Genomic DNA, 12,535 nt, shown 5'->3' on the forward strand with positions numbered 1-12,535 from the left:
TATGCTCCATTACTACTTTCTCTGCAGTGCCAATAAATGGCCGACGCAAGCGAACTTGCGGCAAGGGGAGAGAAAATGTCGAAGGTGCGTGGTTCTTTCAGCAAAGCGGCTTTGTACGCTTGTGTGTCGCTAACGACCCTTGCGGTCGCTGGCGCGTCTTTCGCGACCGAGTATCAGTCGTCCGAACAGGCGGCCCCTCAAGAGTCGACCACTCTTGAAGAGATCGTCGTTACCGCTACCCGCCAGTCCAGCAACATCAACCGCGTCGCCCTGACGGTGGCTGCTGTGACGTCGGAAAACCTTGATCAACAAGGTATCAAGGACGCCACCGACCTCCAGAAAGCGGTACCGGCCCTGACGCTGGTCGGGTCGCAAGCTGGCGTAGGCACCTTCGCAATCCGCGGTATTGTGGCCACCACCGGTGCGGCCACGACAGGCGTCTATCTGGACGACACCGCGCTCACCAAGCGCAACAACGCCGGTGTGGCACAGAACAACGGCGCTCCGCTGCCGACCCTGTTCGACCTGGAGCGCGTCGAAGTCCTGAAGGGCCCGCAGGGCACCCTGTACGGCGGCTCGTCCCAAGGCGGTACCATCCGCTTCATCACTCCGACCCCGAGCCTTGTCGGCTATAGCGGCCGCGTTCAGGCCGAGACCTCGATCGTCGAAGACGGCGAAGAGTCGTACGAGCTGGGTCTAGCCTTCGGTGGTCCGATCATCGAGGACAAGCTGGGCTTCCGCGTCAGCGGCCTGATCCGCGAGACCGGCGGCTGGATCGATATGTTGAACCCGTATGATGCCGGTTCGCTGTATCGCGAAGACGCCAACGGCCGCAGCGAAGAAGCGTTTCGCGCTGCGCTGCTGTGGCAGTTGAACGACCGCGCTCGCCTCAACCTGTCGTACTATCACTCGACCGTTGAAACCGAAGGTGGGCCGGGCGCCGCGACCACCGTCTTCGGTGTGGATGGCAAGCCGTCGAACAACCTGACCTATACGACCCCGGCTGTATGCTACAACAACTCCAACCGTCGCCCGGGTACGACCACCGCACCTGTGGCTGTGTCTTGCCCGACCGGCGCGCTGCCGAACGGCTGGTTCCGCCGCGAAGCCCAGACTTATGGTCCGTTCAACTACCTCGGGGATGACGACTCGATTTCCGTCGCCGATGGTCGCCTGAATTCGTCCAAGACCACGACCGATCTGGTCACGCTGACTTACGACTACGACTTCGACAACATGTCGGTGAAGTCGATCACCTCGTTCGTGAAGGACTCGACGGCAGGCCTGCTCGGCGAATCCCACGACATCGGTCGCGTCCAGAGCACGATCGAAAATCCGGGCCGGACCGCATTCCCGCTGTTCGCTCCGTTCCCGAGCTATGCCGGCAGCTTCACCAGCATCAACGATCGCGAAGGTATCCAGCAGGAACTGCGTTTCTCGTCCAATCCGGAGCAGCGTTTCAGCTGGGTTACCGGCCTGTTCTACTCGGACATGGAAACGCACATCTTCTACACGATCCCGGGTGATTACGATGGCGCCTTCGGGGCCTTCTACGGCATCGATACGACCTCGCGTTACGGCATTCCGCCGGCAATCCCCTCGGACCCGCTTGCGGTATCTCTGCTGGATGCGAAGCTGAAGGACACCGAATTGGCAGCCTTCGGTGAAGCCAACTTCCAGCTGACCGAAAAGGTCAAACTGACCGTCGGTGGTCGCCAGTCGCGCGTGACGCTGGACTTCACTCAGGTCAACTATGGCCAGCTCAGCGCCCGTCCAGGTCCTGACGCGCCGTACGCCTCGGTCTCGGGTTCGGCCACGGATACGCCATTCACGCCCAAATACGGCGTACAGTACCAACTGACCCCGACCAACATGATGTACTTCAACGCTGCCAAGGGCTTCCGTGCCGGTGGTGTGAACGTGCCGCTGAACCCGCAAGTCTGTAACACCGGCCTAGCGCAGTTCGGCCTGACCGTGGACGACATTCCGCGTCAGTTCGGTGCCGACGAAGTGTGGAGCTATGAAGCGGGTGGCAAGTTCCGTCTGCTGGACGGCCGCATGCAGGTCAACGTCGCCGCATTCCAGATCGACTGGACCGATATTCAGGTCACGACCTCGGCTCAGGGCTGTGGCCAGAACTGGAACCAGAATGGTGGTACGGCCCGCAGCCAGGGCTTTGACATCCAGACCGAGTTCCGTCCGACCCGCGACATCCGCCTCAGTGCCTCGCTGGCCTACACGGATGCGAAATATACCGAAGCTGTACTTGGCCCGCAGCCGCTGGTGGGCAACGCCGCAGTCATCTTCAACGAAGACGATCCCCTGAGCGTGCCGAAGTGGCAGGCCAACATCGGTGCCCGCTACGACTTCTTCCTGTTCGGTCAGGACGCCTATCTGCGTGCTGACTACCAGTATCAGGGCGAGTACGAGCAAGGCTCGGGCTATGGCACCGGCAACTACAACCCGCACAACAAGGTCGTGGAAGCGACCGATCTGCTGAACCTGCGCTTCGGTATGCGGGTCAAGGACGTCGAAGTGTCGGTCTTCGCGAACAACGCGCTCAACAGCCGCGATCCGGTTGGAAACGCCGGCAGCGGTCGTACCGCCTGCTCGACCACCGGTCCGGCCGACTGCTCGGTCTATGCCCAGTTCAACCCCTTCGTCAGCCAGTCCTACCAGCGCCCGCGCTCGGTCGGCGTGCAGGTCGGCTACCGCTTCTAAGTCAAGGATCGCTGGTCATCAGCCGGTGGCCAGCGATCACACCACAAAAACAACAATTGGATTTTCAACTTCGTCGGTCGTTGGGGCGGCCGCGGGATACAGGAAGTACGAAATGAGCGAATACAGCGGCGTCGTAAAAGTCGAATTCGATAACGGCATTGCATGGGTCTCACTGAACCGCCCGGAGAAGCGGAACTGTATGAACCCGACTCTGAATGACGCCATGCATCAGGTCATCGACGATCTGGAAGCTGATGATCGCTGCGGTGTGATCGTACTGACGGGTGAGGGCGAAGCCTTCTCGGCCGGTATGGACCTGAAGGAATACTTCCGCGAAACCGAGGAAAAGGGCCCCGTCGCTGTTCGTCGCGCCCAGCGTGCGGCCTATGGTTGGTGGCGTCGCCTTCGCTGGTGTGAGAAGGCGACCATTGCCATGGTCAACGGCTGGTGCTTCGGGGGTGCCTTCGGCCCGCTCTACGCCTGCGATCTGGCGATTACCTCGGATGACGCCCAGTTTGGCCTGTCGGAAATCAACTGGGGCATCCTGCCGGGTGGTGGCGCGACCAAGATCGCGACCGACCTGCTGAGCATGCGCGATGCCATGTATCTGACGCTGACCGGCGAACGTATCGACGGCAAGCGCGCCGCAGAAATCCGTCTGGTCAACGAGAGCGTTCCGGCGGACCAACTGCGTGCCCGCACCGAAGCCCTGGCCCGTGTTCTGCTCGAAAAGAATCCGCAGACGCTCAAGGCTGCGAAGGATGCTGTTCGTCGCGTCATCCCGATGACTTTCGACGAAGCCGAGAACTATCTGGTTGTACGCCAGGAGTCGCTCAACTTCCTCGATAAAACCGATGGCCGCAAAGAGGGTATTCGTCAGTTTATTGACGAAAAATCATATCGCCCGGGCCTCAGCAGCTATAAGCGTTAACAAGACCACTGATCGCTGATCATAGTTATGTGATCAGCGATCACCAATAAGCGGCCGGGGAGCCGCGGTCGTTAAAAATACAGTGGCACGACAAGTGCCCGGAGGACGGGGAGGTCCGCCATGACTGACTATGTCGGCGAAAAGCCGTCAATCTCGAAGGCTGCCTGGATCATACTGACCCTGTGCATTCTGGTTGGCATATGTGAGGGCGTTGACCTTCAAGCGGCGGGCGTCGCCGCGCCCCGCCTGGCACCGGCCTTTGGCATCGAGCCAAGCGCCCTGGGCCTGTTCTTCAGTTCCGCGACCTTTGGCCTGATGTTCGGCGCTCTCGTCGGCGGACGGGTATCGGACCGCATTGGTCGCAAGCCTGCACTGATCTGGTCGGTCATCATCTTTGGCGTCATGTCGATCGCCACCGGGTTGGCCCCCAACTACGAAACTCTGGTAATCGCGCGTTTCCTGACCGGTGTCGGTCTGGGGGGGGCGATGCCGAACCTTGTGGCGCTGGTCGCAGAGTCCGTACCGAACTCGCGTCGCAGCATTGCAGTGGGCAGCTTGTACGCCTCGATGCCATTGGGGGGCGCTGTGGCGGCTCTCATCAGCATGGTGATCGGATCGGGTGCCGATAGCTGGCGCACCATCTTTTATCTGGGGGGGATCGCACCTCTGGTCATCGCGCCGCTACTGTTCTTCGCGCTAAAAGACACTGCTCCGGTGAAAAACCCGACCTCGGGCGTAGAGGCTTCGGCCAGGCGTCCTTCGGTTCCGGCCGTATTGTTCGGCGAGGGCAGGGCGACCAATACCCTCATGCTTTGGGGTGCCTTCTTCCTCGGCTTGCTGGTCCTTTACCTGCTGCTGAACTGGCTGCCGACGCTGCTGGTGGGCCGTGGGCTGGAACGCTCCGAGGCCTCTCAAGTCCAGTTGGCCTTCAACATTGCGGGTGTGATCGGGTGTGTGGTTTCCGGCGGTCTGATGGACGGCAAGCGCCGCGCTCTGTCGGCGCTGGGCATCTTCTCCTTCGGTGCATTGTCGCTGGCTCTCCTGGCAGGCGCGCCTGCCTCGCTGGTCATCTCGATCATGATCGGGCTTGGCCTCGGCGCGACGATGAACGGTGCACAGGCCGTCCTGTATGGCCTCGCCCCCAGTGCATATCCCCTCCATGTGCGGGGGACGGGTATCGGATCGGCCGTGGCATTCGGCCGGTTGGGATCTGCCGCAGGGCCGCTTCTGGCAGGCGCATTGGTCGCCGTCGGATTGGGAGCCGGACAGATCATGTTGGTTCTGGTGCCGATCATGCTGATCGCCGGTGGGTTGACCGCCCTTCTCGCCCGCCGCGTCACCAGCAGAGATTGAACCAGTGAGGCTGCCCCGACGCAGAAGCGGGGCAGCCTTTATTTTTCGGGGAGGATGTAATGAGCGATTGCGCCGAGTTGGCCCGCCAGCAGATGCGGGTCGAGCAAAGGGCTGACGGGTGTCTCATCCTGTCGACGCCGGAAACTCTGGGTGACTATCCGGACAACCTGACCGACCGGATTGCACAATGGGCCGCCGATGCGCCCGAGCGGCTTTTCATCGCCGAGCGTGCTCCTGACGGAGGTTGGCAAGGCCCAACCTATCGTGAAGCCGTCAATGACATGAAGGCCATTGGGCAGGCCCTTCTGGACTACGGGCTGTCGGCTGAAAGGCCGGTTGTCATCCTGTCCGGCAACAGCGTGGCCCATGCCCTGTTGGCCTTTGCAGGGATGCATGTGGGGGTTCCGGCTGCGCCGATTTCGCCCGCGTATTCGTTGGTTTCGACGGATTTTTCTAAGCTGCGGCATGTGTTTGACCTGCTGACGCCGGGGCTGGTGTTCGTAGACACCGCGGCGGCCTATGCCCGCGCTATTCGCGAGGTTGTGCCTCTGGATGTGCCCGTCGTTGTCGGTGACGGGACAACGCTGGAGGGTCGCGAGACCGTCGCTTTTGAAGATTTGAAGCGGACTGCCGTCACAGCCGAGGTCGCAAACGTGCATAGCGCGCTGCACCCCGATGATGTGGCCAAATTCCTGTTCACCTCGGGCTCGACCGGCATGCCCAAGGCGGTTCCGAACACCCACCGCATGCTGTGCTCGAACCAGCAGATGCTGCTGCAAGCCTTCCCGTTCCTTGGCGAGCAACCGCCGGTTCTGGTGGACTGGCTGCCGTGGAACCACACGTTCGGTGGAAACCAGAACCTCGGGATTTCCGTCTATAACGGTGGCACCCTTTATATCGACGACGGTCGCCCGACCGAGAAGGACATCGTCCGTACAGCCAACGCCCTGCGCGAACTGTCACCGACGATCTATTTCAACGTGCCCAAGGGCTACGATGCCCTGCTGCCTTACCTGAAGGCGGATCCAGCCATCGCGCGAAACTTCTTCGCGACCAAGGTCATCTTCTATGCGGGAGCTTCGCTGCCCGAAGCCGTATGGAAGGGCTATCCCGAACTGGCTGTGGCCACTGTGGGCAAGGCCCCGCCATTGATGACTAGTCTGGGGGCCACCGAGACAGCTCCGTGCTCGTTGGCGGCTCGCGTAGGCGCGTTGGTTCCTGGCGAAATCGGTGTCCCCAATCCGGGGGTGTCCGCAAAGCTGGTACCGGTCGCTGACAAGCTCGAACTGCGACTACGTGGTCCCAACGTCATGCCCGGCTACTGGCGCGACCCCCAGCGTACCGCCGAAGCCTTTGACGCAGAGGGCTATTACAAGATCGGGGATGCGGTGCGGTTTATCGACCGTGACAATCCCGACCGCGGCATGTTCTTTGATGGCCGCGTAGCCGAGGACTTCAAGCTGTCGAGTGGTGTCTGGGTCAATGTCGCGGCCATTCGTCTGAATACGCTTAAATATTTTGCGCCGCTGGTCCGCGATGTCGTTATCGCGGGTGCCGACAGGCAGGATATTCGGGCGCTGTTGCTGCTTGACGCTGCAGAATGCGAACGGCTGGCCGGTAGTGCGTATCCGGCCCACGCCGACCTGCGCGCGGCGCTGGCGGACCGGCTGCATGCCATGGCCATGCAGGCCACGGGCAGCTCGACGTGTCTGGCCGCTGTAGCCGTGCTGGAAGGCGAGCTGTCGCTGGATGCGGGGGAGGTGACCGATAAGGGCAGCCTTAACAGCCGCCTGATCCTGTCGCGGCGGGCTGAAGTGGTCGAAGCGCTCTATTCAAACGCTCCGATCACAATCGGTTTGAACTAATAGGGAAGGCCCGCCGATCAGGCGGGCCTTTCGTCTACCTGAATGACGGCGGCCATGGCGGAATCGCCAGCCGCGCATCCCTGAAACAGGCCGAGCCCACCGCCGGTGATCACCAGCTCTTCGATCAGCTCGATCATGGCGCGCATGCCGGTCGGGCCTTGCGGGTGTCCCCAGATCAGCGAACTGCCATAGTTGTTCATGGTCTCCAGATTGGCACCTGTCGCCTTGGCGAAGACGATGTCGTTCACCACGAACGGGTTGTGGGACTTGATCGCGGTCAGGTCCCCGATCGATATGCCAGCATTGTTCAATGCAACGCGGGTGGCCCCGACGGGAGCCTCGGGCATCATCGCCAGATCGGTCCGGTACTGCCCGAACCCGCGGATGCGTATGCGGATTTCGGGACGCGCACTCAAGGTTTTGGCGACCTCGCTGCTGGCAACGATCATACCGGCATTGCCATCCGCAGGATGGGTCTGGCCACCCACGGTGACAGTGCCGTCGGGAAGGGTAGGTCGCAGTTTGGACAGCCCTTCGACTGTGCTTGGGAATACGCCCTCGTCACCGGTGATCACGGTATCGATGGCCTTGAAATTCGGCTTCGGAACTTCGAACGGCAGGGTCATGAAGCGCTTCTGGAACGCTTGGTCATCGGCCAGCGCCGCTTGATATTGTTCCAGCCTCAGCAGGGCGATCTCGTGCTGTTCCTGCGTGGATATCTCGTATTTGCGCGCGGCGTTCTCGGCGGTCGTCAACATGGAGTGCCCGCCGATGGCGTCATGCAGCATGTTGTACAGGACTTGATCCTCGGACTGGCCATAGCCGCCACCCCCGCGCGGGGCAGGATAGTAGATGTGGGCACCGTTGGAGCATCGATCAGCGGTCAGCGCCAATACGGTTTGGCCTTGTCCCAGCAAGATGTCAGAGACGGCGGCGAATACGGTGCGGACCCCGCTGGCGCACACCTGCGTAAGCATGTGACCCGGCGTGTGGGTGGCACCCATCTCGTGCAGCGGCCACGGCGCGCCATAGAAGGATTGGTACTGGGCGTTCGTCATGCCCAGCACGGCACTGTCGAGTGATTTCGGGTCGACGGACCATGCGCCAAAGCGTTCCTTGGCGACATGGGCGGCCAGCTTCATGGCGTGCAGATGCTGCAGGCTCCCCTGCCATTTGACGAATGGCGTCGACCAATATCGGCCATACGGGATTTCGATATCGGCGAGGGACGTCATTTGGCTTTTTCTTTCGAATGGGTGCCGTCCGACGGCATGTAGGGCTGCATGGCGGCGATGCGTGCCAGAGCGGTGATCAGTGTCGACTTTTCGATGTTGCCCATGGCTGCGGATAGCCGCGCATCATGGGCATCATGGATTTCATGGGCGCGCTTCAGCAGCGCTTCGCCTTCAGGGGTCAGGCTGAGGGCGTGAGAGCGGCGGTCGTTCGCGACTGCGCCGCGAATGATCAGGCCCCGCTGTTCCAGACTGTCCAGCAAGGACACCATATTGGGGCGCTGTATCCGCAGTTGCTCGCCAACGGCCTGTTGGCGAAGGCCCGGCTGGCTACCGACCAAGGCCAGAACCGAGAAGTCCGTCGGCTTCAGGCCCAGCGGGGCGAGGGCGTTTGTGAGATCCTTGAATGACACCATCTGGGCCAACCGAAGCTGAAATCCCACATGATCACTCAGGCAACTGTCGGCGATTGGGGTGGGCGTCAAAGCTGCGCTCCCGGCTGAATAGGTAGGGTTGGAAAAAGTATCCGATCATCATGGTGACACATCATGATTATTATGATGTATATCTTTTGTGGGGCCAGCGTCGAGCCCAATTTGAGGCCCATTTTGAGGAATGAGAGTCCATGTCCACCCATACCCCTGCCGAGCTTGATCTACTGATCGGGGGAAAACCGCGTAAGGCCGCTTCGGGCCGGACGTTCGACCGTCTGAACCCGTTGACCGGCGAAGTCGCAACGCGTGCTGCTGCGGCGTCGGTAGTAGATGCTATCGCGGCCGCCGACGCAGCCGAGGCCGCTTTTGAAGCCTGGGCCGAGACCGGCCCCAACGCCCGCCGCACCTATCTGATGAAAGCCGCCGAGGCGCTGCTCGCACGGGGCGACGATCTGGTCACGGCCATGAAGGTCGAGATCGGTGCCACCGAGGGTTGGGCGCGCTTTAACGTCAATCTGGCCAGCAACATCTTTCGCGAGGCCGCGGCCCTGACCACCCGTGTCGGCGGCGAGGTAATCCCGTCGGACAAGCCCGGCTGCATGGCCTATTCGGTGCGTCAACCCGCCGGTGTGGTTCTGGGCATCGCGCCGTGGAATGCGCCGATTATCCTCGGCGTTCGCGCGGTCGCGGCGGCTCTGGCCTGCGGCAATACCGTGATCCTCAAGGCGTCCGAAGCCTGCCCGCGCACCCACGCCCTGATCGGCGAAGCGTTGGTGGATGCCGGTTTCCCGGACGGCGTGGTGGGCATCGTCACCAACAGCCCGGAAGATGCGGGTGACATCGTCGGCGCACTGATCGACCATCGCGCTGTAAAGCGCATCAACTTCACCGGCTCGACCCGCGTGGGCAAGATCATCGCCCAGCGCGCCGCGAGCCAACTGAAGCCGGTGCTGCTGGAACTGGGCGGCAAGGCACCGTTCATCGTGCTCAAGGACGCCGATCTGGACGAGGCGGTGAAGGCTGCTGCCTTTGGCGCTTTCATGAACCAGGGCCAGATCTGCATGTCGACCGAACGGATCATCGTCGATGAATCAGTCGCCGACGAGTTCGTGCGGAAATTTGCCGAGAAGGCCAAGACCCTCGTCGCCGGTGATCCGGTCGTCGGCAAGACCCCGCTGGGCGCAGTTGTCAGCCGAGAGGGCGTGAGCCACGTTGCAGAGCTGATCGGGGACGCTGTGTCCAAGGGGGCCAAGCTGGTCTCGGGCGCTGTGACCGATCAACTGCTGATGGATGCGGTGGTTCTGGATGGTGTGACCTCGGACATGCGCATCTATTCCGAAGAGTCGTTCGGTCCAGTCGTCAGCGTCATCCATGCCAAGGACGATGACGATGCACTGCGTCTGGCCAATGACTCCGAATACGGTCTGTCGGCGGCGATCTTCAGCCGCGATATCGCCAAGGCCCTGCGTCTGTCGCGCAAGGTGAAGTCGGGCATCTGCCACATCAACGGTGCCACCGTTCACGATGAGGCCCAGATGCCGTTCGGTGGCGTCGGTGCCAGCGGTTACGGCCGCTTTGGCGGCAATGCGGTGATCGAAGAGTTTACCGATCTGCGCTGGATCACGATCGAGACCCTGCCGGGACATTTCCCGATCTGATTGGGATAGGCACTGTCGAAAGAAAGAGGGGCTGGGCGATTATTCGCCCAGCCCCTTTATCATTTCCCTGAGCGCGATCTTGTTGATCTTGCTCGGCCCCGTGCGGGGCAGTTCATCTATCCGAATGTATCGGACAGGGCGTTTGTATTTGACCAGATGTTCGCGGCAAAAGTCGTGCAATGCATCGTCCGAGACATCATGGCGGGTGACGATGAAGGCGACCGGGGTCTCGCCCAGATAGTCGTCCTTCTGACCCACGACGGCCACATCCTGAATGGTCGGATGGCGTCTCAACGTGTCCTCGACCTCTCGCGGATAGACATTATACCCCCCCACGATGACGATCTCTTTCTTGCGGTCCACCAGAGAGACAAAGCCATCCTCGTCGATACGGCCGATGTCGCCGGTGTAGAGCCAGCCGTTTCGCAACGACAGGTCAGGCTCTCCGGTCTGGAGCCGGTAGGCCGTCATCATCTGCGGGCCGCGGACCCTGACCTCGCCGACTTCACCGACTTGCAGGACGCGCTGGTCGTCCTCGACATCGACAATCTCGATCTCGGTCTGCGGAACAGGGCGTCCGACAGACAGGTTCGGCGTCTTTTCGCCCCGCCAGTTCAGGCAGATGGGCGCGCATTCGGACATGCCCCAGCCTTCGAGCAGGTCGGAGTTTGCGGTGGCTTTCCATGCGTCCTTGAGCGTCTGGGGGCAGGCTGCGCCGCCCGTCAGTGCCAGTTGCAGCGACGTGAAGTCCGCGTCGCTCAAAGCCGGCGAGTGGAGAAGGCCGTAGTAGATCGGAGCCGGACCACCGGCAAAGACCGTGACCTTGTGCTGGCCGATCGCCTGCAGCACTTGTTCAGGGGCATAGCGCTCGATCAACACCAGCGTACCGCGCAGGTAGATGGGGGCCAGCATTGCAAAGCCAAAGGCCCAGATGTGGAAGACGGGGGCTACATTCAGGATGCGCTCGGTGTCGTACTGCAGACCCCAGACCGTTGAATGTTGCTGGAACGAGTAGATCAGCGCCCGATGCGAATGCTCGACGGCCTTGGATCGGCCCGTCGTGCCGCCGGTGAAGATCAGCAGAGCCGGATCGTCCGATCCGATGGTGTCGCCCAGATCGCGCAGGGTGGCCAGCGCGGTGCTTTGCGACGCCGTATCGAACAGGCTTTCGTCAACGCACAGGGGGGCGGAGCATCCCAGATCGCCTGCCAGTTTGATCGCGGTGTCGCGGGTGCTCTCTACGCTGAGGATCAGGGCCGGTTTCTCTGCGAACAGCGAAGCCATGTCCGCCGCTGGATAGAAGGGGTTTACCGGCACCACCCGACCGCCCGCGCACATCGCAGCGATCAGAGCGACGACGCTGTGGGCACTGTTGGGCGCGATCACGGCGATCATATCGCCAGGGCTGATCTGGCGGGCCAGCTGCCGCGCGAGGTGCGCGATACGCGTGCCCAGATCCAGATAGCTCCAGCGGACATCATTGCAGATCAGCGCCTCTCGTTCGTGCGCTTGATCCACCGCATCGGCCAACATGTGGCAAAGGTTCAGCGGGGTATGCAGTCGCGCATCCAACGGGCGCGGAGCAACGGTATAGGCCGGTCCAGTCATGGAATGCCCCCTCCCGGGCACGTCATGGGTGGATGAAAAGGTCTGGTCTCAATGGGGCAGGGTGTTGGTGACGATCGATGCCAACGCGCCTGCATGCGCCAAGACATTGCGGGCGAAGAAGTCGGCCTCTTCGAGCAGGGCATCACGCAGGGGATCGCCGCTGGCTAGCATCTCGTAGGCCAGACGCGCTTGCTCGATCAGGAATGCCCCCGCTGCGGTCTGGGCGAACAGGCGCAGATACGGCGTCGCATTTTCCAACAGGATCACGTCTGCCGTATCGGGCGAGGTCACAAAGGCCGTCGCCTGTTCAAGCGCGTCTAGACTGTGGGTCAGGAGCGTCGCGGCTGCAGTCAGGCCCGGAACGCGTGAGGCTTCGTCTGCGAAAGTGCGGAAGCGGGCGATCTCGGTACCGGCGGCCTCGCCACTGTCCTTGCGGACCTTGCGCAGGGTCAGGTCGATGGCCTGAATGCCGTTGGTACCCTCATAGATGGGGGTAATGCGGGCGTCGCGGAAATGCTGGGCCGCGCCCGTCTCTTCGACATAACCCATGCCGCCATGCACCTGCATACCCAGCGATGCGACCTCTACGCCGATTTCCGAACAGTAGGCCTTCACCAACGGGGTTAGCAGCGCCTGACGGCCTTGCGCCTCGGCACGGTCCTCGGGAGTGGCACCGTTGGCTGCTGTCTCGATGGCGCTGGCTGCGCCGTAGCCCAGTGAGCGGCCTGCAGAC

9 protein-coding genes and 1 pseudogene are annotated in these 12,535 nt (G+C 61.8%); 5 read left to right on the top strand and 5 right to left on the bottom strand.

Going from position 1 to position 12,535, the window contains the following annotated elements; translation table 11 throughout:
• The first annotated feature begins 75 nt into the window (after positions 1–75).
• The 4 genes from OB03_RS09550 to OB03_RS09565 all read left to right on the top strand — a co-directional run bounded on the left by OB03_RS09550 (position 76) and on the right by OB03_RS09565 (position 6,870).
• A complete protein-coding gene (locus OB03_RS09550; RefSeq protein WP_461343988.1) occupies positions 76–2,721 on the top strand; it encodes a TonB-dependent receptor in 2,646 nt (881 codons plus the stop codon).
• 112 nt (positions 2,722–2,833) lie between these two features.
• Complete coding sequence (locus OB03_RS09555) at positions 2,834–3,652, top strand: p-hydroxycinnamoyl CoA hydratase/lyase (RefSeq protein WP_461343989.1); 819 nt, start codon at positions 2,834–2,836, stop codon at positions 3,650–3,652.
• Between the two features lie 120 nt (positions 3,653–3,772).
• A complete protein-coding gene (gene mhpT, locus OB03_RS09560) occupies positions 3,773–5,005 on the top strand; it encodes a 3-(3-hydroxy-phenyl)propionate transporter MhpT (protein ID WP_461343990.1) in 1,233 nt (410 codons plus the stop codon).
• A 59-nt stretch (positions 5,006–5,064) separates the two neighbouring features.
• On the top strand, positions 5,065–6,870 hold the full coding sequence (locus tag OB03_RS09565; protein WP_461343991.1) for a feruloyl-CoA synthase: 1,806 nt from the start codon (positions 5,065–5,067) through the stop codon (positions 6,868–6,870).
• A 17-nt stretch (positions 6,871–6,887) separates the two neighbouring features.
• Here the strand turns inward: OB03_RS09565 and OB03_RS09570 are convergent, their stop codons facing one another.
• The 3 genes and pseudogenes from OB03_RS09570 to OB03_RS09580 form a co-directional block, all read right to left on the bottom strand.
• On the bottom strand, positions 6,888–7,319 hold the full coding sequence (locus tag OB03_RS09570) for a hypothetical protein (RefSeq protein ID WP_461343997.1): 432 nt from the start codon (positions 7,317–7,319) through the stop codon (positions 6,888–6,890).
• A 42-nt stretch (positions 7,320–7,361) separates the two neighbouring features.
• A pseudogene (locus OB03_RS09575) lies at positions 7,362–8,105 on the bottom strand (thiolase family protein); the annotation flags it as partial.
• Positions 8,102–8,545, bottom strand: a complete 444-nt coding sequence (locus OB03_RS09580; protein ID WP_461343992.1) for a MarR family winged helix-turn-helix transcriptional regulator — start codon at positions 8,543–8,545, stop codon at positions 8,102–8,104. The gene OB03_RS09580 and the pseudogene OB03_RS09575, both read right to left, overlap by 4 nt.
• 182 nt (positions 8,546–8,727) lie before the next feature.
• Here OB03_RS09580 and OB03_RS09585 point away from each other — a divergent pair, with 182 nt between their 5' ends.
• A complete protein-coding gene (locus tag OB03_RS09585; RefSeq protein ID WP_461343993.1) occupies positions 8,728–10,194 on the top strand; it encodes an aldehyde dehydrogenase in 1,467 nt (488 codons plus the stop codon).
• A 39-nt stretch (positions 10,195–10,233) separates the two neighbouring features.
• Here the strand turns inward: OB03_RS09585 and OB03_RS09590 are convergent, their stop codons facing one another.
• Both OB03_RS09590 and OB03_RS09595 read right to left on the bottom strand, forming a co-directional pair.
• Positions 10,234–11,802, bottom strand: a complete 1,569-nt coding sequence (locus OB03_RS09590; RefSeq protein ID WP_461343994.1) for a class I adenylate-forming enzyme family protein — start codon at positions 11,800–11,802, stop codon at positions 10,234–10,236.
• Positions 11,803–11,850: 48 nt separating this feature from the next.
• The coding region (locus tag OB03_RS09595) for an acyl-CoA dehydrogenase C-terminal domain-containing protein (RefSeq protein WP_461343995.1) at positions 11,851–12,535 on the bottom strand (685 nt) is incomplete at its 5' end.

This window comes from Brevundimonas sp. GN22, from assembly GCF_054824005.1.